We start from the raw sequence: 26,677 nt of genomic DNA on the forward strand, positions 1-26,677 counted from the left end.
AGCGGCTCGTTCAGAATCGCAGGACGCCCACGCCCCTGACAGAGAGGCGCTTTTTGCCTCGTCCGAGGGGGCGAAACGGCCGGAGATTCTAGCCGTTAGAGCTGGACAATGCTTTCGCCGAATTTTGAGGTGGGAGTATTACTGCCCACGAATAGCGGGATAAATGATGGTGTTCTCCTTATGAACATCACTACTTCATCGTTTTAGCGATCGGTAATCATCTACTTCCCAGGTGGAAAATTGCCAATCGTTAGGACCCTGATAGAATTAAGAAGGGAGTCTTGTAATGGACATTTTATTAGCACTTCTTCCTGCATTAGCATGGGGAAATATTTTATTAATAAGTGTAAAAATGGGTGGCGGTGCATATAGCCAAACGGTAGGTATAACAATTGGCGCTCTATTCTTCGCAACAATTATGTATGCATTTACAACACCGGTACTTTCTTTAACTATATTAATTGTTGGCTTTATTTCAGGTTTATTTTGGGCTTTAGGACAAGTCAATCAATTAAAAACCGTTCAAACATTGGGCGTTTCAACAACTGTTACCATTTCAACGGGTATGCAGCTTGTAGCTACTTCTATCTTTGGGGTTATTGCATTTCATGAGTGGACAACTACTACTACAATTATCATGGGAACGATCGCAATTCTCTTAATCGTAATCGGTGTTGTTTTAACTTCTTTAGATGATAAAGAAAATGCACAACCACCGGGACAATTGAAAAAAGGATTACTTACTCTCATTGTTTCTACTTTCGGTTATTTTGTGTATGTAATTATTATTCGTTGGTACAACATTGATGGCTGGGCTGCTATTTTACCTCAAGCAGTTGGTATGTTTGTTGGAGCAGTTATACTGACATTTAAGCATAAACCATTTAACAAATATGCGATCCGTAATATCTTATCTGGTCTACTTTGGGGAACAGGAAACTTATTTTTACTTCTTTCTTTATCAAAAGTTGGTGTTGCAACAAGCTTCCCATTATCGCAAACAGGGATTGTGATTTCAACGTTTGGTGCGATTGTCTTCTTAGGTGAAAAGAAAACAAAACGTCAAATGGTATTTATCGCGATTGGCAGTGCCTTGATTATCGGCGGCGCTATTCTTCTTGGTATGACAAAATCTTAATGATACATCCTAGCTTCGGACATGTTACTCTCTGAGGCTAGGATTTTTTTGTAAGCAAAGAGCGTATTGAAGAAGAAATTCATCAAGCATACACTTGATAAATTTCTTCTTATTAAACTGAAAATTTAAAATATTAACAACCTAATTGACAGTCCTTTTATCTCGGTGATAATATTTTGAATAATCAAAGCAACATAAAATTTAATACTTGTTTATTATGTTTACTCATTGTATCCAGAGAGGTGGAGGGACTGGCCCTGTGAAACCTCGGCAACAGGTTCGCTTACGAATACTGTGCCACTTCCTGCAAGCAATTGGCTTGAAAGATAGAATGAGGGACTTTGTTTATAAATGCGTGTACCTTTATAAACACTCAAATCCCTCTTTTTATATATGAAAAGAGGGATTTTTATTTCCCTCATAATTGTTAGCCAACAAAATAAACAATTTAGGGATGAACAAAACATGAAGAAGAAATTTTTACCCGCTGTCGTATCTGTTTTAGGAGCAAGCTTAGTACTAACAGGATGCAATAACTATAAAGATAACAAGAGCGATGCAAAAGCGAAAGATAAAGCACCTAGTAAGCAGATATTAAACTTAGCTTCTCCTACTGAAATTCGTACGATGGATACAGCACGTGCAACAGATACTGATTCCGGGCAAGTAATGAGAAACGTATTTGAAGGCTTATACAACCTCGGAAAAGACAATAAACCCGTTCCTGGTGTAACAAAATCTCATGACGTTAGCGCAGATAAAACAAAATATACATTTCATTTACGAGATTCAAAATGGTCCAATGGAACACCTGTTACAGCGAAAGACTTCGTATTTGCTTGGCAACGTGCTGTCGATCCTGCAACAGCTTCTGAATATGCATTCTTATTCTTTGACATAAAAAATGCGCAAAAGATTAACAATAAAGAACTTTCATCTGATCAACTCGGTGTAAAAGCAATTGATGATAAAACATTGGAAGTAGAGTTAGACCGTCCTGTTCCATACTTTATTAGCCTAACGGCATTCCCAACATTCCTGCCTGTTAACGAAGAATTCTTTAAATCGCAAGGTAATAAATACGCTTTAGAATCTAACACATTAATTTATAATGGTGCCTTTACATTAGAGAATTGGAAACATGAACAAAGCTTCCAATTTAAGAAAAACCCAAACTATTGGGATAAAGATGCTGTAAAGTTGGAAGAAATTAATTTTAATATCGTGAAGGAGAAATCAACAGAAGTAAATTTATACGAATCGAAACAACTTGACCGCGTTACTTTAACATCTGATTTGGTTGATAAATACCGTAAAGATGCTAATTTCAAAGAACGATCAGCTGTTGGTGTACAATTTTTACGTATGAACCAACAAAATAAAATACTACAAAACATCTCTGCTCGCCAAGCTATCGATAAAACAATCGATAAAAAAGCTTTTGTAAATGTTTTATTGAATGATGGCTCTCTTCCTGCCTACTCACTTATTCCAAAAAACTTTGCAAAAGGACCAAACGGAAAAGACTTCCGCGCTGAAAATGGTGACTTAACAAAAGAAAGTCCAAAAGAGGCTCAAACATTATGGAAACAAGCAAAACAAGAACTCGGATCGGATAAAGTTACACTAGAACTTTTAACAAACGATACAGATTTAGCAAAGAAAACAGGGGCATATTTAAAAGAGAAACTTGAAAAGAATTTAGAAGGATTAACAGTTACATTAAAACCACAACCCCGCAAACAACAAGTAACTTTATTATTACAAGGCAACTATGAAATTGCTATCGATGGCTGGAGCCCAGACTTTGCTGATCCAATTACATTCTTAGAATTGTTCGCAACCGGTAATCCATACAACTTAGACCATTACTCTAATAAGGAATTTGATGATTTAATCAAAAAAGTAAAAACGGATCTCGCTAGTAATGAAAAAGCACGCTGGGAAGCTTTAAAACAAGCTGAAAAAATCTTATTTAAAGATGCTGTCATCTCACCTCTCACTCAAAGAGGATCATCTTACTTAGAGCGTTCTTATGTAAAAGATGTCGTTGAAGTTGATTTTGCAGGGCCATTGAACTTTAAATGGGCAAGAATTGAAAAGTAATGTACAAAGAGGTCGACTTTTCGGTATGATTCAATTCAGCAAATCGACTGCTTGTATGTTGAATAACGTCGAAGAATCTTTATTTTGTGTCGAATCGCCGATATATTGTGAAAAGCGCTGATATATTGTGAAAAGCGCCGATATATTGTGAAAAGCGCCGATATATTGCAAAGAACGGTCGATAACGGAAAAAATCGCTGACTTCAAAAGGCACAGAAGTGCCTTTTGGGTCAGCTTTTATTCTTTATGCTTCATTCGCTTTTGTTACAGTTTGATTTTTCTTCAATGAGATTATATAACTTTCTAATTATTGTCAATCCATTATTTAGAAATACTTAAGAACGATGCTCGTATAAACAACCAGTTTTTCTTTATATTTCATTTTTTATTTTAAAAATAATTCCTTTCTCTTACATAAAAAGATAAATTTTGGAAAAACTTTATTTGAAAACAACTAAGGAGGCTTTACAAAATGAGAATCTTATTTTCAATCCTTTTGGCATTCATGCTATTACCTGCAATGACAGGCTGTACACCTAAGAAACAGGATACAACTACTGATAAGAAAACGACAGAAGGTGGAAAACAAGCAGCTAACCAAGATTTAAAATTAAGCTTTAATGAATTTGATTTAAAAGCAAACTACAAAGATACAAAGAAAGACTACGAAGCTGACTATAAACATAAAACAGCAAGTGACAAGCCAGAGGTAAAATTAGAAGATCGTAAAACAAATGAAAAGCTAGCTGGAAATGAAGCATTGACTAAGCTAACTCCACTCTTACAGCAATTAAAATTCGATAAGGAAACAAAAGATGAAGATGTTATTAATCAAGTAGTAGATGTATTCCAACTGGACAAAGACTATGAAAAATTCGACTTAGAAGTTGTCTTTACAGATGGAACGAAAAAAGAATATAAAGCACCAAAGTAAAAAACGAACTCTAAAAATACACCTGTATTTATCATGAGGATTCGAACAGCTAGAAATAAAGTAGCCCTTTTAACTTTCGTCTAAAGGGGCTACTTTATAATTTTTTTATTTTTCATTAGAACATTTTTTATGAAATCTTTTCCCATCCATTTTGTTATAATATACTTCATATTTCTCTCTTGTAGTTGGATCAAAGTATACTTCTCCTGTAAATAAATAACCATTGGGTACTTCTGTACCATGATTATCTTGTAATCTTTTATCTTTTCTCTTAGCTATTAGTAAAATAATAAGGAAAATAATGATCTGTACACAAAAATAGGCTACAATACCTTTCCACATACTATTCAACCTTTTCTACAATAACAGCTGTACCATACGCTACAATCTCACTCATATTATGACTCAAGCTTCCTGAATCAAAACGAACCATAATAATCGCGTTTGCACCCATTGCTGCGGCATTTTCAATCATGCGATCTAACGCATATTTTCTTGCGTCCTCAAGCATCTCTGTATACTGTAGAATCTCTCCTCCAAATAATCCTTTGAATCCAGCCATAATATCTTTCCCTAATCCTCTTGCTCGCACTGTTAATCCAAATACCGTTCCCAAAGTCTGTTTCACTTCATAACCTGGTAAGCTCTCCGTTGTTACAACAATCATTTCTTTCAACTCCCTTCATTATTATTATCATTATCGATAATGATAATAATATATGTAATAAATGTCAAACATTCCTCCACTCCGATTAAATATTTATAGTCCAACAAAATATCTCTCATAAAGTGAAACTTCCATCAGTGGGGATCTTACTGCCCACGAATAGCGGGATAAAATAAAAATAACTTTGTTCGGAAACAAAGTTATTTCGCTGACTTCTCTTCTTTTTTAAAGCGGTCATAATATTTAACTGCTGTAGACAGATGCACTTCAATATCGCGAATTAATGAAGAATCTTCTTCTTTCGCTAATCGATTTAATTTTTTCACCGCTTGTTCTGATTCTTTTAAAAAGCCTATATATAATTCATTTTCTCTTTCTTTTGACTTTGGAACTCGAATTTCCTTACGTACACTCTCAATATCTGCTAACGTATTGTCCGTTAACTTTTGTACATCTTCTTTAAACTTCGGAAGTTTCATTGCCTTTCCAGATTCCTCTTTCGCGTTTCCCCAAAGCTTCATAGCCTCATTTACTTCATTATTAATTTTGTCTTCATATTGGCTATGTACAGATTGATACACTTTCAAATCTTCAGGATTATCTTCTTTATGATTTGCTTGCTCTACTTTGTCTTTCGTTTCTTGTTTTGCTTCTTTATTACTAGTACATCCTGTTAATAGTAACGCACTACTAAGCAGAATCACACCCCAAGCTTTTTGCCTCATCTCAAACTGCTCCTTTTGTTCACATGTCTTCTCTCATTATTATAGCGATAACAAGTAAAAATTTACACGTATCTGCTCTCATTTATAGCTACAGCCATATTCTGTTCACAATATCGTCACTTTATCCACTACGTGCTAAAACACTTAAGTTAATTAGAATAAAATAACTGAATCTATACAAACTAACAATGGAACATTCATGTAAATCAAAAGGAGCAGATACCCATGAAAAAGCTACTCTTGAAATTCTCACTATTACTTATGTCTTGTACTATCCTCTTATCACCAATAAAAGTAGGCGCAGAAGAAAACGTACGTACACAAAATCCTTGCCCTAGCCAATCAGCAATACAACTGAAAGATGATTTAAGAAGACTTTGGATTGACCATACAATATGGACAAGAAATTATATTATAAGTGCCTTAGCAGGGCTGAAAGATCAAGATAAGGTGCTAGCAAGACTGTTAAAAAACCAAGATGATATTGGAAATGCAATAAAGCCCTATTATGGGGAAGCAGCTGGTAATAAGCTTGCCAAACTATTAAGAGAGCACATTCTCCTTGCAGGAAAAGTAGTAGTTGCTGCCAAAAGCGGTAATCAAGCAAATTTGAAAAAGTTCAATAAACAGTGGTATAAAAACGCTGATGATATTGCTCAATTTCTTAGCAGCGCCAACCCAAATTGGTCAAATGATGCATTAAAAGAATTATTATATACCCATTTAAAATTTGTTGCAGATGAGGCTATAGCGAGAATTAAAAAGGATTGGGATGCCGATATTCTTGCTTACGATAAAGGAGAAGACCATATTATTAAAATGGCCGACACACTTACAGAAGGTATTATAAAACAATTTCCAAATAAATTTTAATAGGAAAAGCTCCTTTCTAAATAGGAAGGAGCTTTATTTTTATCAATTATTATAGATATTTAAGATATCCCCATCAAAAAAATTGTAAAATATGATATTTTCTACAATTGGGGGAATCACATTTTGTTCTTTTCAAAAGCAATGGACTTATATGGTTTTCATAAGCAGCGAAGTAAAGAGTTTCAATTTTCTTCTCTTCCTAGTAGCATTTTAGAAACGAAAGACATTCAAGAATTTTATAAAACCAATTCCATTAATATTCACTTTAAAACAAATAATGTTACTAACCAAAATTATGCTACCATATCAAAGGTTTTATAGTTTATCTATGGGATACTATTTAATCTTTTAATAAATCTTCGTCTAAAAAGAGTTCGATGTCATCTAAATTTACATTTTTTCTTTCATGAATTGAAAATTTTAAAATAAATTCTTCAAAAGAGTTTGCTATAAGATAATAATATTCTTTTCCATCTTCGTCTATTGTTTCACCTTCATGATACCAATAATAAATTTTACCCTTGTATTTATCTTTTAAACCTATACATATTAAATCTCCCCCGTCCGCATCTGCAATAGGCATTACACTACCTCCTAAAATATCCTTATAAGTTTGAATGATTGATTCAATTTCATAGGCATCACTAGTAATACCATAAAAGCCACCTATCGAGTCAAAACCATCCTTGGGAGTTACAGGGGTAACTTCAATTGGCTGATACATTCTATTATCTTTAATAAAACACCCTCCATATTCAAGCAAAAACTCTTTGTAGTCTAATGGTAAATCTACACCATATATTCGTTCAATTGTTTCGATTGACTTATATGCATCTTCTTTTTTTGATACTACCATTTCCAAATCAATTATTTCATTTAATACTTGCTTTATGATTTTGTTCATTTTAATTTTCCTCCTCTTAAATCTTTTAACATAGTGAATTTCCAAAATGCTAGCGACATCTCATATGTAGCTTGTTCAGATGTTTAGAAGAATGGTGATCTAAACAGTGCAACAAAAAGACTGGTTATCAGCTGAAGAAGTAGCCAAGAAAATAAAAGTATCAGCTATGACTATAAAACGAAATTGTCAAACCTACAGTAGTTTTTTAAAATTTAAACAAGGTGAAAAGAACAAGTATTTAATTCATCAAGGATCTATACCTGTTTTTCAATTTATAGCTAAAATGAGAAATAAAAGATACTATCAGCTTTATTCAAAGAAGAATAGCCGCGGAAATACAATAAAAAAACTATCCACCTATTCTAGTGGATAGTTTCTTCTATTCATGCATTATACAGCTTCCTTCGCCTCTGCTAATCCTCTTACACTAGAAACAGCTTCTGCATGCTTTGCTTCATCAAATTCTTTTTCACTCTTTGCGACAACGATTGTCGCAATCCCGTTTCCAATTAAGTTTACAATCGCTCTTCCTTCACTCATAAAGCGATCAACTCCAAGAAGCAACGCTAATCCTTCTAAAGGAATAACCTTTAACGCAGCTAACGTAGATGCTAACACAATAAACCCACTTCCTGTCACACCGGCAGCACCTTTAGACGTTAACATAAGCACTAAAATAATGGTAACTTGCTGTCCAATTGTTAGATCGATACCAAATACTTGTGCTAAAAAGACAACAGCCATCGATAAATAAATAGACGTACCATCAAGATTAAAGGAATAACCTGTTGGAATTACGAGACCAACAACAGATTTTGAACATCCAAATTTCTCCATCTTATTCATCATTCTTGGCAATACAGATTCAGAAGAACTTGTTCCTAATACAATTAAAATCTCATCTCGAATAAACTTTAAATAATTCCATAAGCTGAATCCATACATCTTACAAATAATATTTAAAACAACAAAAACGAATAAGAACATCGTTACATATACTGACATCATTAATTTTCCAAGTGGTACAAGCGACGCAAGTCCAAAGTGCCCGATTGTATATGCCATAGCACCAAATGCTCCGATTGGCGCAGCTTTCATTACATAGCCGATAATTTTAAAGAATACGTGTGAAAGTTTATCTAAGAAATCAATGACTGAGTTTCCTTTTTCCCCAAGAGCCGCTAACCCTACACCAAATAAAATCGAAAAGAATAATACTTGTAAAATATCACCTTTCGCAAATGCATCAACCATATTAGACGGAACGATATGAGTCACAAACTCAATCCAGTTCAGTCCATGTCCCCCGTTTTGGGTATACTTTGATACGTCTCCTTTTGCAAGTTCATTAAAATTCAGGCCTTCTCCTGGCTTCATAACATTTACAACAATTAAACCAACAATAAGGGCAAATGTCGTTACAACTTCAAAGTAAATAAGAGCTTTTCCACCAACTTTACCAACCTTTTTCATATCTCCCATTTTGGCAATGCCGAGTACAATTGTTAAGAAAATAATTGGTGCAATTACCATTTTTACAGCATTGATAAATGTGTCACCTAACGGCTTCATTTCTTTACCAACACTTGGCCAAAACAATCCAACTAACACCCCAAGCACAATAGCCGCTAATACTTGAAAGGTTAAATTTTTAAAGAGTCGTTTCACCTTTCTTCTCCCCTTTGATTTTTCTAAATTTTCTATCCATTAATTTCTAACATAATGATAGCGTTTACATTGGAAAGAGAGAAGTTTATGGTCATAACGAATATTTTGTTCATTTTGGTCTTAATTTTTTGTTTCACGAAATACATAACGATTAATCGGCCTTCCAACCCCGCCATACTGAACTGCCAAATGAATGACACCACTTTTTTCTAAATAATCTAAGTAACGGCGAGCCGTCACTCTAGCTATGCCAATGGCACGTGCCACATCTTCAGCAGAACGAGGTTCTTCCTGCTGTTTTACATACGTTACAATCTCATTTAACGTAAATTCATTTAAACCTTTTGGTAAATTGCTCGTCGTTCTCTCAGAACGCCCAGAATATAATAATAAATCTAGCTGCTCCTGTGAAATAGATCCAGAATCTCTCAAACTTCTTTTATATTGGCGATATTTCTCTAATGCTTGCTGGATTCGATGCAACTTAAAAGGTTTAATAATATAATCTATCGCTCCATTTTGCAGCATAAGTTTAATTGTTTCCCTATCTTTAGCAGCAGAAACAACAATAACATCCGTTTCTAATTGTTGTTTTCGAAATTCCTGTAATACTTGAATGCCATCCTTTTTCGGCATAAAGATGTCCAAAACAACAAGATCTGGATTCATTTTTTTTACAAAACGAATTCCCTCCTCACCATTGCTAGCAATAGCAATGATTTGAAACCCTTTTACACTTTTTATAAACTCTTTATTTACTTCCTGAACCATCGGATCATCTTCGATTAGCACGACTTTAAATTCCTCTTTATACGCCATACAATTCCGCCTCCATCTCCATTGGAAAAGTAATGATAAAGCTAGTTCCTTCACCTTCAAAAGATGAGATTTTAATTTCGCCTCTCCCCTTCTCAACAATTTGTTTTACGAGAAAAAGGCCATAACCTGTTCCATCACGTTTATTCACAGTAAAACCTTTCTCATATACTCTCGGTAAATGCTCTTCTTTTATCCCGCATCCATTATCTTCAATTAATATTGCGCACACGTCCTCTGACTGCTCAATACTAATATCAATTCTTTTATTTGCGGCCTCAATTTGTTCAAATGATCCAAATGCATTTTCTATTAAATTACCTAATAGTACAACAAAATCATGTTGATCTAATTGGTATGGAAAAGCATCCAAATAACTATTTTGATCAATAATCACTTGAATACCAAGCTCTTTCCCCCTACTTACTTTACTTAAAAGAAGCCCTGCAACAGCATCATTTTTAATGGTCTCATTTAAAAAATCACTTACACTCTCCTGCTCCTCGGAACTGTTATATGCCAGTTGTAATGCCTTGTCAGCTTTACCGAGCTGAATTAAGCCTGCTATTGTATGAAGTTTATTCATATGCTCATGACTTTGCACACGCAATGCTTCAACAAAGTTCTTCACCCCAGTTAATTCTTCCGCAAGCTTCGTTACCTCCGTACGGTCTTGGAAAATTGCCACCGCTCCAATTAATTTATTATCCTTCTTAATAGGTATACGGTTACTTAAAATAACTTTTCCACTTACTTTTATTTCTTCATTGTATACTGCTTGATTTTTCTCCACGATTTCTGGGAGCCTTGTATCCTGTAATATTTTTCGAATAGGCTGTCCTACAACATCTCCCGTTACATGAAAAACTTGCTTCGCTTTCTTATTAAAAACCGTAATGATTTCTTGATTATCAATGGCAATCACCCCTTCATTCATGGAATGAAAGGTTGCTGTCCTCTCTTCAAGTATTCTTTTAATTTCATGCGGCTCTAACTGAAACATCTGTTTTTTTATATGATTAGCGAGCATTAATGAACCTATCAACCCAAGTACTAACATTAAGATGACTATAAAAAGAACTTCTCCCCTTAATTCACTCATAATCTCAAAAAAGTTTGGTATTTTATTTCCTACAACAACAACGCCAATTTGGTTTAAGTTTTGATCTTTAATAGGCATAAAAGCACGAATGACAGTCCCTATTTCTCCCTTTGCTTTTGAAAAATAAATATGTTCTGCAAACGCCGCTTCTTCATCTGCTCCTTTTGAAACTTTTCCTATCATTTCTTTCACCGGATGCGAATAACGAACTCGTTCCATATTCATGACAACAATATAATCTGTTTCATTAATGACTCTAATATTTTCAATTACAGAATTTAATGTTACCCACCCATTTGTTTCTTGAAGAGACTTCTTTACATCTGACATTTCTGCTACTGTTCGCGCTGTATTCATCGATCGAATTCTTAATTCTTTCTCTTCCTTTTGTTGAATATTAGCGACGATAATCCCTCCACCAATCATGAGCGAAACAATCACAACTGCATAAGAAAGAATCGTAATCTTCCAACGGATTGGTAAATCCCTCACACTTATACCTCCTTTCCTCTCAAAGCATCTTTACGAATAGAAATCTTCTCGGTATGCTTACAATATCAGCTTTGAAAGGAGAACGAAGATGAAAAAAGCAGCAACTTTTATACTCCTTTTTACCACCTTTATTGCAAGCGCTTTATTTATTCATTATCAGAAACAGTCTCCTCAAAGTGAACTCGCATATGACGATGACCAAGAAGGACTAAAAGACCAGATTGTCTTTAGATTTAGCCATGTTGTGGCAGAAAACACCCCAAAAGGGCTCGCTGCCAACAAATTTGCGGAACTCGTGAATGAAAAATCAAATGGTAAAATAAAAATAGAGGTCTTTCCTAACGGAAGCTTATATTCTGATATAGAAGAATTTCGCGCTTTGAAATCCGGACAAGTACAATTTATTGCTCCTTCCACATCAAAACTTGGAACGTTCTCCCCTGAATGGGGTGTACTTGATTTACCATTTGCTTTTTCAAATTATGAAGCCTTGCAAGAAGGCTTAAACGGAAAGATTGGAGAACAGTTACTCCAATCCTTACAAAAAGACGGAATAAAAGGGCTTGCCCACTGGTCCAACGGCTTTAAGCAAATCACTTCAAACAAAGGACCAATTTATACACCAAAAGATATACAAGGACAATCTTTTCGCATTATGCAAAGTAATGTCATCCAATCCCAATTCGATTTATTAAAGGTTAAAGCTCATCAAGATTCATTCAATTCAACATATCAATTAATTGAATCAGGAAAAGTTGACGGTGAAGAAAATACCATTTCAAATATCTACTCTAAAAAATTCTATAACGTTCAAAACTATTTGACAATTAGCAACCACGGATATTTAGGATACGTTGTCATGATGGATCAAAAAACTTGGAACGAACAAACTCAAAAAACGAAGCAAATATTAACGGAATCAATGGAAGAAGCTACTGCTTGGAATAATCAACAGGCCGCTCAAATAAATAAAGAACAACTTGAACTCATTAAACAAAATTCATCAATTCAAATTCATGAATTAAATGATGAACAACGAAAACATTGGGAAACGGTACTATTACCTATATACGATAAACTTGCTCCTATGATTGGAGAGGATTTGGTAGAAGAGTTGAGGGCATTACAAAGGAAATATCGAACACAAGAACTACAATCGCAAAACCCATAAAATAAAAACATCCGTCCATTCTTAATGTCATAAAGAAAGGACGGATTTATTAATATAACCTAGTTGACACCATGAATGATTGACGTAAATCAAAGGTGTTGTTAAAATTATTACTGGAATCAATGTGAAAGCAATCACAAAGTTTAATTTAAAATGTGAAAAAATTCACAAATTGTGATTTTCAATGTGAAAATATTCACAAACATTAATCTTATTTCTTAAAAAGGAGTTATACGTTATGAAAAGAATCGTAACACTGAGCACTCGTAAACTAATGGATACGGTAAAACACGGTGGATGCGGCGCATGCCAAACATCTTGCCAATCAGCTTGCAAAACGTCTTGCGGCGTTGCAAACCAAAAGTGTGAAAACACAATGAACAGATAGGAAATAAGACACGTACCGCCCAACTGTTTCCCAGATGGGCGGCCATTTTTATTCTGTACGAACAGTTTCACTTTATAGATAAAAGGAGCTTGATTATCAAGTATGATTCATCAATATAAATTAAACGGATACAACATTGTACTCGATACCTACAGTGGATCAGTACATGTTGTCGACGATCTCGCCTATGAAATCATCGCGCTTTATGAGACTACTTCTGCGGAAGAAATCTTGACAATGATGTTAGAAAAATACGCACATAATTCCGATATCTCTGAGAAGGACATTCAAGAAACAATCGCAGATATCGAAGAACTAAAAAATGATGGCCAACTCTTTACTGAAGATGAATTTAAAAATCTCTCAATTGATTTAAGAAATCGCCAAACTTATGTAAAGGCCCTCTGTCTCAACGTCGCACATACATGTAATCTGTCATGCGAATACTGCTTCGCCAGCCAAGGGAAATACAACGGAAACAGAGCAATCATGAGCTATGAAGTTGGTAAAGGCGCTATCGATTATCTACTAGAAAACTCCGGTCACCACCGCAACCTCGACGTCGACTTCTTCGGCGGAGAACCGCTCATGGCCTGGAAAGTTGTGAAACAGATTGTCACTTACGCAAGAAGCAAAGAAAAAGAATACAAAAAGAACTTTCGTTTCACCTTCACTACAAATGGTATGCTCTTAAACGATGAGGTCACCGATTTCTTAAATAAGGAAATGTACAACGTCGTATTAAGTCTTGATGGAAGAAAAGAAGTCCACGATCATTTGCGTAAAACAGTAACTGGAAAGGGAAGCTACGATTATATCGTTCCGAAGTTCCAGGAATTCATCGAAAAGCGTGGAGATAAAGAATACTATGTGCGTGGAACCTACACCCACAACAACGTCGACTTCACCAATGACATTTTTCATATCGCAGATCTTGGGTTCGACAAGCTCTCGATGGAACCAGTTATCTGCGATCCTCGGGAACCATATGCGCTAACTGAAAAGGACCTCCCAGAGATTTACAATCAGTACGAAGTTCTCGCTAAGGAAATGTTAAAGCGTGATGAAGAAGGCAACGGCTTCACCTTCTACCATTACATGCTTGATCTCTCTGAAGGCCCTTGCATTCAAAAAAGAATTTCAGGATGTGGCTCAGGAACCGAATATCTCGCTGTCACGCCATGGGGTGAGCTCTTCCCTTGCCACCAGTTCGTCGGAGATCAAGAATACAGTATGGGAAACATCTGGGATGGAATCACAAAACAAGAGACGCAGTGTCAATTTAAAGAAAGCAACTGCTACTCAAAACCGGAATGTCAGGACTGCTGGGCGAAACTTTACTGCAGTGGCGGCTGCCCTGCCAACGCGCTGCACGCAACCGGCTCCATCAATGGAATCTATGATTTCAGCTGTGACATCTTCCGTAAGAGAGTCGAATGTTCCATGATGGTTAAAGTAGCTGAATCCATGAGAGCTATGGAAAAAGCTGAATAAGTACAAGGATATAATAAGAGGCTGAGATTTATACTCAGCCTCTTTAAAGATTTTTATACTTGTATACTCAAAAACCCTTTGATTTGTTTTTGAATGGCAAAACATGTTGCTCTACTCTTTCATATCGACTAAGCAATTGCTTGATGAAAGAAAATTTCGGGACAAGCCAATACGAAACTAACGCTGAAGTGCATCCTATTAAAGCCCCTATTGCCACATCAAACGGATAATGAACCCCTACCCAAATACGGGAGATCGCTACGCAACATGCGAGTATAAGCCATAACCACCCCGTCTTTTTATGAACAAGCCAAAACGAAAAACAAATTGAGAAAAACAGAATCGTATGGTCACTAGGAAATGAATTATCTACCGCATGGTCGACAAGTTTATTCACATCAGATAGCACTGCAAATGGTTGATAATTGGAATAAAATTTCCCTGCTATTTTTCCAACCATCTCAGCAATCACAAAAGCAACCATCGCTTGAATAATCATCATCCTATTTTTTTCAGAACGAGTAAACCAATAAGCTATAATAATCAAACCTAAAATATATACCATATATTCCGCCAAAAATACCACGGCCGAGTTTAAAAACGAATATTGTTTACCTAAATCATTGATTGCCCGAAAAACATCAATATTGAATTGAGAAAAAGACATTTTCAAATCCCTCCTTTATCGTAAGGTGATTAACTGATTGCCATATACCTTCTTTTGATTATTGTGATCATGTAAAAATACCAACCTTCTTATATGCTTATAATTTTATTATCGGAAAAAAGGTTTAAATGGGGCTTAACTACTCCTTAACTATTTCTTAATTAAGAAGTAGTTACAAAAGATTATTGGAAATAAAAAAACACGAGGGAAAAGTACTTCTCCCTCGTGTGAAAACACCGTTAAGGTAACAATCAGAGCATTATAAATTGTTTAAACTGCCCCTTATGGTACAATAAAAAAACTTTATACGTTTCAATTCCATAAAGAAGGAGAGTTAACCTTGAACCCCATTCATGATCATGTTAAAGAAGATTTAAACATTTTATTTGTCGGCTTTAATCCAAGCATTCGCTCAAGCGAGACAGGACATCACTTCGCCAATCCCAATAATCGCTTTTGGAAAATTCTCTATGAAGCAGGATTGACCCCTAAAAAATATGATGCTTTAGAAGACTACAAACTGTTAGATCTAAATATGGGTCTTACAAACATAGTAGCAAGGCCAACTAAGGCAGCGGATGAAATTACAAAGGAAGAATATAAAGAAGGAAAAGAAATTTTAAAACAAAAAATTATGCGGTTAAAACCAAAAGTAATTTGTTTTGTTGGGAAAGGTGTTTATCAGGAATATAGCGGACACAAAGTAGCTCCGTGGGGACAGCAGCCTGAACCAGTCATACCTGGAACAATTGATTTTGTTGCTCCATCCTCAAGCGGGTTAGTAAGAATAAAACTTGAAGAAATTGTAGAGATTTATAAGCAACTTACTGAATTAGTATGTAAATAAAAATACGACGGGTAGGCAAGCCCGTCGTATTTTTATTTACTCCTCCCTTCTACATTTTTATTGCATCTTCGTTCCGATAACCACGGTGGCATCTAGCTCTTCGAAACTGGCCAACTGCGGTATCAGCCCATTACGAGTGAATATCTCAACAGTATGCGGTGCCTGCCGCTCACTCGTCTCAACAAGCAGATGACCACCGGGTGCCAGCCAAAGTGGCGCCTCGGCCGCCACCCGTCGCTGTATATCAAGCCCGTCCGCTCCCCCGTCGAGCGCCACACGCGCCTCGTGTATGCGAGCCTCTCGAGGTAGCAATCCGATTGACTCAGTAGGTACATAGGGTGCGTTCACAACTAGGACATCGACGCGGCCCCGCAATATGGCGGGCAATGGTTCATAGAGGTCACCTTCGTACACACGACCACCTGCAGCAGTGACGTTGCGCAAAGCGCACCGCACCGCTGCGGGGTCAATATCGGAAGCGTATAACTCAATCCGCTCCCGCATGGCGGCCAGTACAGCGCCAAGCGCACCCGAACCACAGCACAGGTCAACCACGACAGCGCCCGGCCGGGTGAGGGCGGCAGCCTGGCGGACGAGAAACTCCGTGCGATAGCGAGGTACGAAGACTCCCGGATCCACCGCTATCCGCAAACCACAGAACTCCGCCCATCCGATAACTTGTTCGAGGGGCAAGCCAGCTACTCGCCGGTTCACCATGACGATGAGCTCAGCCGGCGTCATGGCCGCAGAAATAAGAAACCGGGCCTCATTTTCGGCGAAAACACAGCCAGCGGCCTGAAGCCTGTTGACAATGATTGTATAAATGGTGCCTCCATAAAAACCACGTTCGGCCTTCTCGAGGCTCAAAGATGCTTTCTTTGAATCCATACGCTCCCCTCCTGCCCATCTTCATAATCTGCTTGTTAGATTAGTGGATTACATTGCCGTTCAGTTTAGCCACCTTTCCGGTCTCCAACTATAGTTTCTATCTGAAAGTTGGGCTGGAATTTTTCTTATTATGCTTTACAAAAAAACACACCAAAAGAGATGTCATCATAATCTCTCTTGGTGTGCTTTTAAATGCCTTTATTATTCCAACATGAACACAGCTAAAATTCATTTTGATGTTGGCTTCACCTATGATCTAGGAATTCACTTTTTTTCCATTACTGCAAAATAATTATTTTCATGATCGGCAAAGTTAAATACTCTACCAGAAGGCATACTTACAATTTCTCCGACTGTGACTTTTTTATCCGATAAATCTTTATATAACTGATCGAGATTTTCCGTGAAAAACATTAGCGAAGGTGTATTCAAATTTAATTCAGGCTGCATTTTAGCAATGAATTCCTTATTGTGAAGAATGATATTCGTTCCTGCTTCCATCGTTGGAGAAATTTCAATCCATCTAAATCCTTGGCCATTATCTTCTTGAGAAACTACGTTAAACCCTACTTTTTCTGTCCAAAATTGCAATGCCTCATCTTGATTATTTACATATAACATAATTTGACCGACTTTATTAATCATTTACTTTCCCCTCTTTCTTCTATTTCAGTTAATATTGATTTTTTCATCGTTCCCTTAATTACAATATTGAGCTACTAACTTATTTAGACGTCCTCTGCTTTCTGAAGATACACTTTCTGATAATCTTGCCGCAGCAATAATAGAAGCCCATCCAAAAACTTCATCCCTAGATAAACCAGTATTTTTACAATATATACGTAAATACATTTCAGCTAATTCTACTGAAGACTGTGAATATAATAGATACGTTCGATAGACATCTGCCCGAATATCTCCCAAGCTAGAATCAACCCAATCAATAATATTCACGTTATCATTACTCATGATTAAATTAAATGGATGAAAATCTCCATGACATAGCCTTGGTTCAAATACCATTGAATCCAATTTTGTTAATAATTTATCCTTTTGTTTTTCATCTATACTATGTACAGATTCAATCTGGCGATGCAATTTTTCTGACATCGACTCAAGTGAATTGGAATCAACAACAACAGCATGCATCTCTTGTTGTACATTGACGCAAATATTTATGTAATGCTCAGCTAGTTCCATATTACTCATTAAGAGATCACCTACTGTTTTCCCTTTTACATATTCCATTATAATTGCCTGTCTACCTGCTATTTCGGTAACTTCTAATACTTTTGGAACGTGGAGCCCACATGAATAAGCGTATTCTTGTTTCTTTGCCTCGTATAAAGATTCTGTATTTGGAAGGTGTTTTTTAAACACTTTCACAATTTGATTATCACAAAGATATATCTTCGCCGTATTCCCTATAGCTATCGGATCACCAAGGCTCAATTATTTTCTCTCCTTAAAATAAATTGCACTAAAGCTAAATTCGATGTAATGATAGTGAAACCCTTCTGCTGCTAGACTGCTCTTTTCGTCAAATAAAAAAATCCATTTTGATTAATCAAAATGAATTCTTTTCGGCAATCATTCTATTTCGGTCTAAATGATAACCCATTGGTCTGCAAAGCCGTCTTAAGTTTAGGTAAGGAGCTTGGTCCCATACCATGAAATTGCAAAATCTCATCTTCACTAAAGTTTGATAGCTGTTGTAAAGAAGTTATTCCATTGTTTTCTAATGCTCGTCTAGCTGGTGCTGATAGTAATGAAAGAAATCCATTGTCCGGTTTCCGTTCTTTCTCACAAACCGGACAAGTGGGACAATCGCTACTTTTATAGTATTTGTGTCCTTTGTCGCAAATTCTTAAACTTTTCTTTGAAGTTGGCATTTTTGATACCCCCTTTTCTACATCACTAACAAGATTGATTTTCACGCCTCAAATTAACGATAATTATAGCATTTTTTTATTTCAGATATTCTTTTTACCATAAAAACACCCCTTTAGATAATCGTATCTAAAGGGGTGAGGCATCATGACTTTATTTCAAATCCGCAGCTTCTGTTTCTTAGACTTTTTCATTAAATATCTTTAAGAATTAACAACAGACCGTTCTTTTTCGCTTAAACCAAGCGTCTGCGCTGTTGAAGTAAAAATTTCTTGGAAAAGCTCTGGGTTTTCCACTAGTGACACGCCATAAGAAGGAATCATTTCTTTTATTTTCGGTTCCCACTCTTTCATACGTTGTGGGAAACATTTTTCTAATACCTCAAGCATAACGTGAACGGCAGTAGAAGCACCTGGAGAAGCACCGAGTAATGCAGCTACCGAGCCATCAGCGGCACTAACAACTTCCGTACCAAATTGAAGTGTTCCTTTACCACTTGCAGTATCTTTGATAACTTGCACACGTTGGCCCGCTACCACTATGCCCCAATCTTCGCTTTTGGCATTCGGAATAAACTCGCGTAATTCTTCCATACGCTTTTCATTCGATAACATAACTTGTTGGATCAAATACTTTGTTAATGCCATCTCTTTTACGCCTGCTGCCAACATAGTGAAGACGTTATTCGGTTTTACAGAACCTATTAAATCAAAATTTGAACCAGTTTTTAAGAACTTTGGTGAGAAACCAGCAAACGGTCCAAACAATAATGTTTTTTTGTTGTCGATATATCTTGTATCAAGATGCGGAACAGACATTGGAGGAGCACCAACCTTAGCTTTACCGTATACTTTTGCATGGTGCTGCGCTATAACTTCCGGATTGTTACATACCATAAATAGTCCGCTTACTGGGAACCCTCCAATATGTTTTGACTCAGGAATACCAGTTTTTTGTAGTAAAGGCAGACTTCCGCCCCCACCGCCGATAAAGACGAATTTCGCAGTATGATATTCGATTTTACCGCTATCGATATCATGCACCTTCACTTCCCATGAACCATCGCTAGTACGTTTAATATCCTGAACACTATGCTTGTAGTTTATCTCGACGTTTTTACTCTGTAAGTGATCAAACAACATGCGTGTTAACGCACCAAAGTTGACATCCGTTCCAGAGTCGATTTTTGTTGCCGCCATCGGTTCATTCGATGTACGACCTTCCATAATAAGCGGAATCCATTTCTTCAGTTTTTCATGGTCATCAGAAAATTCCATCCCTTGAAACAGGGAATTATTTGAAAGCGCTTCAAAACGTCTTTTCAAAAATGTTACATTTTTTTCCCCTTGTACTAAACTCATATGAGGTATTGGCATGATAAAGTCCTGCGGATTACGAATCAGCTTGCTATCTACAAGATAAGACCAAAACTGTCTTGAAAGCTGAAACTGTTCATTAATTTTTATAGCTTTGCTAATATCTACAGATCCGTCAGATTTTTCGGATGTATAGTTAAGCTCACACAGCGCAGCATGGCCCGTACCCGCATTATTCCATTCGTTAGAGCTCTCTTCTCCCGCGCTCGCGAGTTTCTCAAACACTTTGATTTCCCATTCAGGTACTAACTCTTTCAATAATGAGCCTAAAGTCGCGCTCATAACTCCGGCACCAATTAAGATAACGTCTGTTTTCTTCTGCATTTTGCTCATGATAACCTTCCTCATCCCCTATATTTACAAAAAAGAGTAGGCGCTCCTGCTTAAATGTCATAAAAGCAATGCGCCACCTAGACCCCCACCTAGGAACACACCTTTTCTGTCTCAATTATAACCGTTCATATTCTATTATAATTATTTACAAGGTAAAATATCTACTGTTATCTGATAATTATAAACTATTTGAAGCTGTTAAAAAAGGAAGAATTTCATTCAGGAGGCTCTAACCCCGCTTCTTACAAGGGTTAAGTCTTTAGTTTGCCGTTACTTATAGTATGATTCTTTGCAATTAATAGTTTGGAATAAAGTCTGATCATTCTCTGCCTATGTTATATGACAATTGCACCCTATAGTAAATATAACGCTAATATTTGTGCCATATAATTTTATAAAAAATCCCTTGGACGGATAAACAAGCCATAGAGATTTTGAATGATAGGACGTTTTTTACTATAACGGGGAGATCTGTTTCAGTATAGATTTTGCTAGAAAGCCTCTCTTCTACTTTTCCATTTATGGCGCTTCTGGCAATTCGGCATTCATTAATAGTTCGAGGAATTTTTCCTCTCGCAGGACTGAAAATTGTCGATTCTCGTCATCTTATTAATGAAAAATTTGAATTTTACCATATTCAAATGGGGGCTACTCATATTGAACATACAATTTAATGAAATTAGAACACACTTTATTCTATGTCATAAAGTTTGCTTTTTGACATAGAGATTTATCCAATAGAACAGCGCAAAAAGAGGAAAATGTAGTAATTAATGTGAATTTTCTCTATAATAAAACGTAGAAACAATAAGGGGGAGATGTCACCGATTATTTGACTGTACAGATTAAAATTTCAAAGGGGAAAAGTAGGGGGAAGAAACATGTCAAAAAAAATAGTTTCTTTATTTTCTATCATGATGGTTGCAGCCTTTATGATAACTGGCTGTGGTCAAAGCGATAAAGCAAATAAAGAGCAAAAAGAGAATAAGACAGAAAAAACGAATACAACAAAAGAAAAAGAATCCAAAGATACGGCGACTAAATCAAGCGATTATTCAAAGCTTATCTCATATATGGAGAAAGAAACAAACGGCAAAACAAAAGTCCTTTATGAAAACAAGGAATCGCAAGTACATAAATTGCAAGATGTTTCCGTATCGCTTGATAACTATACATTAGTTGAGCTGAATGATTTTCATACCGATTTTAACATTCCTTTTAACAACCAAACAAATGGCGGGGTTATTCTTGCACACTATACTGTAAAGAATAGTTCAAATAAAGATGTCTATTATATGCCAACCTTAGACATGTCATTTACAGGCGCTAAAAAGATTTACACAAATTATAAAGAGTTAATTCCAAAAGAAGAACAACTATCTGAAAAATTATCTCCAAAAAATAATTATTTAGTAGAAGCAGGGAAAACTGTTTCCGGTTATGTTGCTTATCCGTTCGGTAAAGATGATTTAACAAAAATTTTAGGACTATCAACGGTATCAGTCAAAGTTCCTGAAGCACAAGCTAATAAAGGAAAATTTGACGCTCCAATCGGAAGTTCTGGGAACTTTGCGTTAAGTTTAAACAAACAAGGTAGTGAGAAGGTTTCAGCAGATAAAACTTTTTATAAAGATAAAGTAACTGTGGATAACATGGGCGAGAAGAAAATGCTAAACGAGAAAGCAAACATTAATAAAAGTGAACAATTAGGTGATGTCAAAGTTACGTTAAATGGACACCAATTCACCAAATTCACGCCCAATTCCGTTGAAGCTCCCCGATTTGAAAATTTCAAAAACGGCATTGTTTTATTGACAGTTCAATTTAAACTCGATAACAAAGGGTCTGAAGATATCGGATTATCTTCTATCAGCACTTCTACACTAAGATTAAATGATGGCACACAGTATACGCTCAGCGAAGGCATGTTGGTAAATTACAAGTATAATGATGTGATCAAAACTGGAACATCTGGCGAGCTATTACAAGTTTACATCTTAGATGAAGAGCAATACGAAAAGATTTGGAAAAACAAAAGCTTTGAGATCGAATTAGGACCTATGAGAAATAAAGAAGCAAAAGACCTTTCAAACGGGAAAAAAGTGAAATTCACATTACCGAAATAAAGTAGCAAGAGAAGCTAGGGTGAGGTTGTTTCCTCACCCTAACCAATACAATCCATAAAAGTGCATTTTGATAAATAATAACTGCGCCGCCCAATATCTCTTTTCTTGACCACTTATGTGACCTAGGTTATTGCGATACCTCTGAACTCCCCTAGAACTTTAACTATCCAATCCCTTAAATTATCCAATTACTCTCTCATTATTTTTAATCAAATTTACTTTTCTTTATTTTATAAAGAATCTTTATTAAAAAGGAAGTCTACAAGAAAAAGCAACTGTTTGAAATATATTTATTCCCTTCTTAAATAAAACAACTTATTGTTACTCAACAATTCCTCAACTAATCTTTCCATTCAAATGTTCTCTCCCTTTAGATAGCCAGATCCAAATGCGGAAAACAGTACAGGACATGTTAAGAATAGTTTTTGAAGAGCGAAACCATCGTTCTATTTATTCGTGCTTGCATATATAAATGAATAGAACGAATTGGAGGAGGGGAATAAATGAAAGCAATTGTGTATACAAAGTACGGTCCATCCGACGTTCTTCAATTGAAAGAGGTAAAAAAACCTACTCCTAAGGAAAACGAAATACTGGTAAAAGTAAAAGCGACAACTGTAACAGTAGCAGATATTCGGTCAAGAAGTTTTACAGTTCCTCTCTCTGTTTGGCTACCCGCTCGAATAGCATTGGGTTTTAGACAACCAAAAAAAGATATATTAGGGATGGAGTTAGCTGGAGAGGTTGAGTCAGTAGGGAAAGATGTCAAGCGATTTAAGAAAGGTGATCAAGTTTTTGCCGCTTCCCTAATAGGCTTTGGCGCTTACGCCGAATATAAGTGTCTACCTGAAAATGGACCAGTATCTATTAAACCCAACAATGTTTACTTTAAAATTCCTCCTCTAAAACGGTTAAACTTTTTTATAAACGGTGCAATTTTTTTCAAAATAATAAAGCCTTGTTTTAACTATCCAATTATCTAATTAATGGGAATCTTGAAAATTGTATGAATATATTTTGATTATATTTGTAATTTATTGTAAAGTAATATACAGGGGTAGGACGCACATTTTAACGTTTTTATACGCTAAGGGATTCTCAAAAATCCATAACACGAGTTGAATTGAGAATTTGATTTAAAGATGAGTTTTGAGATACTATTTATTTTCATTAAAATGTTGGCGGTACACCTACGGAAAGAAGGAAATGGAGGAAAAATAACCATATATGATTATTATTAAAGCAATAATACAATTTATATTTAAGATTGTTGGTATTTTATTAATAATTTTAGGACAAGGTTTAGTATTACTCGCAGTAATTTCGGGATGGTTAATGAATATTATTACTGCAATTTTCTTCTTTGGGGCAATTGCAATGAGTTTTTCAGATATGGCTTTAGGACAAAAAATCACTATTTGGGTTATAGCTATAATTGTTGGAGCAATTGCAACTAATATTTATACACTACCTCAACGATTGGTAAATACAGGAACATATTTAATTGATTATGAGTTTTAATAAAAAACTTAAAGAAGCTTGGCAAGAAAAGGAATTGATTAAATCCTTTAAAAAGCAAAAAAGTAAATAATAAAAAAGGCTACCTATTTATGCAATAGGTAGCCTTTTGGTTCATATTATAAATTTGTTGCCTTTAATCCATAGTACCTACTACTTTAGATACCATTATCGACAATCAAATCGAGCCTAAAACATTTTTTAATGGAACAACTTTTGTAAGTGTTAAAAAAGTTTGATCAAAACCTTGTGTGAAACTTGTTTTTCCAGCAAAAAACAAGAGCTACAATCACAGGCTAAATATGAAAAAAAGCTTCCTTATGAAGACCGTTTCATCCTTATGTATCCTGTGAGGATATCCATTATAAAACCCTAAAATCTTTCATACTTTCTCCAAGAATATAGTGTGAAAACCACATCAAATTCTGCTTCATAATAGCCACATGAATTCCTGGCTGGTCAGAACTATATGCCATTTCTTTAAATATAATTAATTCTGTATCAACTTCCATGTCCTTTAATCCTTGATATAGCTCATATGCATTTAGAGTTGGAATTCTTGCATCCTTTTCGCCATGTTGGATTAAGGTGGGAGTACAAGCTGATTTAATATATGTCATTGGTGATGCTTTCGTATATATCTCTGGATCATTCCATGGATTATTTCCTAAATACATCCTAATAAAGTAAGGTATATCTGTATTTACATAATGGGTACTCCAATTAGTAATTCCACCGCCAACTGAAATAGCTTTAAATCTACTACTAAATGTAGAACAGAAAGCTGATATATATCCCCCGTTGCTCCATCCCATAACCCCTACTCTATCTTTATCTGCAATCCCTTTGTCAACTAGTTTATCCACTCCAGATATAACATCATCGTAGTCAGCAATTCCCAGTTTTCTATAGTTTGCTTTTAAGAATTCATTACCATAACCAGAACTTCCCCTGTAGTTTGGTTCTAAAACTATAAAGCCTTTTTCGATAAACTGTTCAATAGGATATTTCTCATTAAAACAGTCTGAAAATATTGGAAAGGATGCAAAGGCTGGCCCACCATGGATTACCACTAATAAGGGATATTTTTTATTTGCGTCAAACTCTACTGGGGTTGATAAAACTCCCTCTATTTCAAGACCATCACTACTTTTCCATGAGATTATTTCCCTGTTACTTTTAAGCTTTCCTTTGAAAAAGCTATTTTCATTCGTTATTTTTTTATCGTCTAAATAGATTTCAAAGGTTTCATTTGTTATAGCCTTATTATAGGATATATGATTTCCATCCCTTGTTATAGAAGCATCCATTATAAAGCTATCTGCTTTTTCGCTTAACATTTCCACAGTGCCATCCTCAGATAGCAACCCAATAAGGTAATTAGTTTTATTCTGCCATCTAATTAAAATTCCTTTAGCTGTCCACCGTAATGGAATAACCGTACTATCAAAATCTGTTAAAGGTTGAATTAGCTCTCCATTATTAATATCATGTATCTCTAATGTACTGTCTTGTATATGAGTGTTATAGTAATCCTTCTCCCTTATGCTTGCTGAGTAACATATTTTGCTGCCGTCAGGAGAAAAGCAAACGCTCCCTCCCAACAACCTATCTATATTCATCTTTTGTAGCTCTCCAGCTTTAATATCTAGTATATATAGATCTCCATTCATATAATCTCCCATATTTGAGCTTGGTGTAGCCATAAATACAACTTTTTTCCCATCATTTGAAATATCAAATTCATGGATATGAAAATCCTTCCCATCAGTTAGTTGATAAACAACGCTATTTTCGTGTTCATATTTATCATTTTGTATCACTTTTTCTATTTCAATGTAATATAAACAATTATTCTGGTATTCCTTACCTATATGATGAAAGTTTCCATATAGTTCCTTACGTTTCTTTATCACCTCAGATTCTTTTGACTGTGCAACATAATAAAAACCCTTGCCAGTAGACTCCCATTTGAATTTACTGACCCCTTCTTTCTCATCAGTAATTTGAACCCCACTATAACCATCTATTGACTTAACAAAGATCTGATTTTTCTTATTATCCCCTTCACCAACTGGGCTAAGGTATGCGATATTCCTAGAATCTGGAGACCATAATGGGTATGTACTATCTATATCCCTAGTTGTTAATGGGTAACTCTGCCCCTTATCTTTTTCATATATCCATACATGATTCCTATATTGATTGCCCTTCCAGTTAGCTGTCTTCTTGACAAATGCTACGTTTTTGCCATCATCACTTATGTTTGTACCTGATAAGGTTGGTAATGAAATAATCTCTTCTATACTTAGATATGTTTTTTCATTCATTTTCATTAATGTACCCCCTCGTAATGTCTAGTAATCTAATTTGTTCAATAAAGTGAAACTTTAATCAGTGGGGGGGTTCCATCCCCCACTGATTATTAGTTGAACCAATCGGGCTTTTACGGGCCGTTGATCTCCCGCCTAACTTCTTAAGAAAAGCGGAAGCGGCTCGCTCAGAATCGCAGGACGCCCACGCCCCTGACAGAGAGGCGCTTTTTGCCTCGTCC

The 26,677-nt window shown here is 35.8% G+C and carries 25 protein-coding genes, 2 pseudogenes and 1 riboswitch; of the genes and pseudogenes, 12 read left to right on the plus strand and 15 right to left on the minus strand.

Annotated elements, in window-relative coordinates:
- Positions 1-286 precede the first annotated feature (286 nt).
- Both BM211_RS22885 and BM211_RS22890 read left to right on the plus strand, forming a co-directional pair.
- Positions 287-1,138, plus strand: coding sequence for a GRP family sugar transporter (locus BM211_RS22885; protein WP_090999776.1), 852 nt, complete (start codon positions 287-289; stop codon positions 1,136-1,138).
- Between the two features lie 227 nt (positions 1,139-1,365).
- A riboswitch (SAM riboswitch) is annotated at positions 1,366-1,471 on the plus strand.
- Between the two features lie 132 nt (positions 1,472-1,603).
- Positions 1,604-3,244: a peptide ABC transporter substrate-binding protein gene (locus BM211_RS22890; protein WP_090999778.1), complete on the plus strand. Its 1,641-nt coding sequence runs from the start codon at positions 1,604-1,606 to the stop codon at positions 3,242-3,244.
- A gap of 30 nt (positions 3,245-3,274) precedes the next feature.
- On the opposite strand, the gene BM211_RS26870 is transcribed toward BM211_RS22890, so the two are convergent.
- Complete coding sequence (locus BM211_RS26870) at positions 3,275-3,451, minus strand: hypothetical protein (RefSeq protein WP_218160823.1); 177 nt, start codon at positions 3,449-3,451, stop codon at positions 3,275-3,277.
- 265 nt (positions 3,452-3,716) lie between these two features.
- Between BM211_RS26870 and BM211_RS22895 the strand changes: the two genes are divergently transcribed.
- Positions 3,717-4,178, plus strand: a complete 462-nt coding sequence (locus tag BM211_RS22895) for a YusW family protein (protein ID WP_035434839.1) — start codon at positions 3,717-3,719, stop codon at positions 4,176-4,178.
- A 105-nt stretch (positions 4,179-4,283) separates the two neighbouring features.
- Here the strand turns inward: BM211_RS22895 and BM211_RS22900 are convergent, their stop codons facing one another.
- The 3 genes from BM211_RS22900 to BM211_RS22910 form a co-directional block, all read right to left on the minus strand.
- A complete protein-coding gene (locus tag BM211_RS22900) occupies positions 4,284-4,520 on the minus strand; it encodes a hypothetical protein (RefSeq protein WP_035434837.1) in 237 nt (78 codons plus the stop codon).
- A 1-nt stretch (position 4,521) separates the two neighbouring features.
- Positions 4,522-4,845, minus strand: coding sequence for a YbjQ family protein (locus BM211_RS22905; protein ID WP_035434835.1), 324 nt, complete (start codon positions 4,843-4,845; stop codon positions 4,522-4,524).
- A gap of 200 nt (positions 4,846-5,045) precedes the next feature.
- On the minus strand, positions 5,046-5,570 hold the full coding sequence (locus tag BM211_RS22910; RefSeq protein ID WP_090999780.1) for a hypothetical protein: 525 nt from the start codon (positions 5,568-5,570) through the stop codon (positions 5,046-5,048).
- Positions 5,571-5,795: 225 nt separating this feature from the next.
- Here BM211_RS22910 and BM211_RS22915 point away from each other — a divergent pair, with 225 nt between their 5' ends.
- Positions 5,796-6,443: a glycosyltransferase gene (locus BM211_RS22915; protein ID WP_090999781.1), complete on the plus strand. Its 648-nt coding sequence runs from the start codon at positions 5,796-5,798 to the stop codon at positions 6,441-6,443.
- A 340-nt stretch (positions 6,444-6,783) separates the two neighbouring features.
- On the opposite strand, the gene BM211_RS22925 is transcribed toward BM211_RS22915, so the two are convergent.
- On the minus strand, positions 6,784-7,347 hold the full coding sequence (locus BM211_RS22925) for an SMI1/KNR4 family protein (RefSeq protein ID WP_090999785.1): 564 nt from the start codon (positions 7,345-7,347) through the stop codon (positions 6,784-6,786).
- A 106-nt stretch (positions 7,348-7,453) separates the two neighbouring features.
- On the opposite strand from BM211_RS22925, the pseudogene BM211_RS22930 reads away from it, so the two are divergent.
- Positions 7,454-7,654, plus strand: a pseudogene (locus BM211_RS22930) (DNA-binding protein); the annotation flags it as partial.
- 83 nt (positions 7,655-7,737) lie between these two features.
- Here BM211_RS22930 and dctP read toward each other — a convergent pair.
- The 3 genes from dctP to BM211_RS22945 all read right to left on the minus strand — a co-directional run bounded on the left by dctP (position 7,738) and on the right by BM211_RS22945 (position 11,431).
- On the minus strand, positions 7,738-9,015 hold the full coding sequence (gene dctP / locus BM211_RS22935) for a C4-dicarboxylate transporter DctP (protein ID WP_035434363.1): 1,278 nt from the start codon (positions 9,013-9,015) through the stop codon (positions 7,738-7,740).
- A gap of 120 nt (positions 9,016-9,135) precedes the next feature.
- On the minus strand, positions 9,136-9,834 hold the full coding sequence (locus BM211_RS22940; RefSeq protein ID WP_035434364.1) for a response regulator: 699 nt from the start codon (positions 9,832-9,834) through the stop codon (positions 9,136-9,138).
- On the minus strand, positions 9,824-11,431 hold the full coding sequence (locus tag BM211_RS22945) for an ATP-binding protein (protein ID WP_177206986.1): 1,608 nt from the start codon (positions 11,429-11,431) through the stop codon (positions 9,824-9,826). The genes BM211_RS22940 and BM211_RS22945 overlap by 11 nt, the downstream gene beginning before the upstream one ends.
- 82 nt (positions 11,432-11,513) lie before the next feature.
- On the opposite strand from BM211_RS22945, the gene BM211_RS22950 reads away from it, so the two are divergent.
- The 3 genes from BM211_RS22950 to scfB all read left to right on the plus strand — a co-directional run bounded on the left by BM211_RS22950 (position 11,514) and on the right by scfB (position 14,478).
- A complete protein-coding gene (locus BM211_RS22950; protein ID WP_090999789.1) occupies positions 11,514-12,596 on the plus strand; it encodes a TRAP transporter substrate-binding protein in 1,083 nt (360 codons plus the stop codon).
- Between the two features lie 238 nt (positions 12,597-12,834).
- On the plus strand, positions 12,835-12,984 hold the full coding sequence (scfA, locus tag BM211_RS22955) for a six-cysteine ranthipeptide SCIFF (protein ID WP_081625642.1): 150 nt from the start codon (positions 12,835-12,837) through the stop codon (positions 12,982-12,984).
- 102 nt (positions 12,985-13,086) lie between these two features.
- Positions 13,087-14,478, plus strand: coding sequence for a thioether cross-link-forming SCIFF peptide maturase (scfB, locus tag BM211_RS22960; RefSeq protein ID WP_090999791.1), 1,392 nt, complete (start codon positions 13,087-13,089; stop codon positions 14,476-14,478).
- Positions 14,479-14,545: 67 nt separating this feature from the next.
- Here scfB and BM211_RS22965 read toward each other — a convergent pair whose 3' ends face one another.
- The gene (locus BM211_RS22965; protein ID WP_090999799.1) at positions 14,546-15,145 is read right to left on the minus strand and encodes an undecaprenyl-diphosphatase; all 600 of its coding nucleotides are present in this window, start codon (positions 15,143-15,145) and stop codon (positions 14,546-14,548) included.
- A gap of 340 nt (positions 15,146-15,485) precedes the next feature.
- Here BM211_RS22965 and BM211_RS22970 point away from each other — a divergent pair, with 340 nt between their 5' ends.
- Positions 15,486-15,992 (plus strand): mismatch-specific DNA-glycosylase, encoded by a 507-nt coding sequence (locus BM211_RS22970; protein WP_035434370.1) that lies wholly within the window; start codon positions 15,486-15,488, stop codon positions 15,990-15,992.
- Between the two features lie 57 nt (positions 15,993-16,049).
- Here the strand turns inward: BM211_RS22970 and BM211_RS22975 are convergent, their stop codons facing one another.
- From BM211_RS22975 to BM211_RS22995, 5 genes are all read right to left on the minus strand, one after another.
- Entirely contained in the window at positions 16,050-16,880 is an 831-nt protein-coding gene (locus tag BM211_RS22975) for a putative protein N(5)-glutamine methyltransferase (protein WP_090999802.1), read from the minus strand.
- A gap of 264 nt (positions 16,881-17,144) precedes the next feature.
- Positions 17,145-17,525 (minus strand): VOC family protein, encoded by a 381-nt coding sequence (locus tag BM211_RS22980; RefSeq protein WP_035434371.1) that lies wholly within the window; start codon positions 17,523-17,525, stop codon positions 17,145-17,147.
- Between the two features lie 54 nt (positions 17,526-17,579).
- Positions 17,580-18,332, minus strand: a complete 753-nt coding sequence (locus tag BM211_RS22985) for an aminoglycoside phosphotransferase family protein (protein ID WP_035434372.1) — start codon at positions 18,330-18,332, stop codon at positions 17,580-17,582.
- 143 nt (positions 18,333-18,475) lie between these two features.
- Positions 18,476-18,772, minus strand: a complete 297-nt coding sequence (locus tag BM211_RS22990; RefSeq protein ID WP_035434373.1) for an RNA polymerase alpha subunit C-terminal domain-containing protein — start codon at positions 18,770-18,772, stop codon at positions 18,476-18,478.
- Positions 18,773-18,973: 201 nt separating this feature from the next.
- The gene (locus tag BM211_RS22995) at positions 18,974-20,479 is read right to left on the minus strand and encodes a malate:quinone oxidoreductase (RefSeq protein WP_035434374.1); all 1,506 of its coding nucleotides are present in this window, start codon (positions 20,477-20,479) and stop codon (positions 18,974-18,976) included.
- Between the two features lie 881 nt (positions 20,480-21,360).
- On the opposite strand from BM211_RS22995, the gene BM211_RS23000 reads away from it, so the two are divergent.
- From BM211_RS23000 to BM211_RS23010, 3 genes and pseudogenes are all read left to right on the plus strand, one after another.
- Positions 21,361-22,605, plus strand: coding sequence for a DUF5068 domain-containing protein (locus tag BM211_RS23000; RefSeq protein ID WP_035434375.1), 1,245 nt, complete (start codon positions 21,361-21,363; stop codon positions 22,603-22,605).
- A 503-nt stretch (positions 22,606-23,108) separates the two neighbouring features.
- A pseudogene (locus tag BM211_RS23005) lies at positions 23,109-23,498 on the plus strand (alcohol dehydrogenase catalytic domain-containing protein); the annotation flags it as partial.
- 334 nt (positions 23,499-23,832) lie between these two features.
- Positions 23,833-24,126 (plus strand): hypothetical protein, encoded by a 294-nt coding sequence (locus BM211_RS23010; RefSeq protein WP_035434376.1) that lies wholly within the window; start codon positions 23,833-23,835, stop codon positions 24,124-24,126.
- A 359-nt stretch (positions 24,127-24,485) separates the two neighbouring features.
- Here BM211_RS23010 and BM211_RS23015 read toward each other — a convergent pair whose 3' ends face one another.
- Positions 24,486-26,459, minus strand: a complete 1,974-nt coding sequence (locus tag BM211_RS23015; protein ID WP_090999804.1) for a S9 family peptidase — start codon at positions 26,457-26,459, stop codon at positions 24,486-24,488.
- Positions 26,460-26,677: the final 218 nt, after the last annotated feature.

The organism is Bacillus sp. 491mf (assembly GCF_900112415.1).
Lineage (GTDB): Bacteria > Bacillota > Bacilli > Bacillales > Bacillaceae_G > Bacillus_A.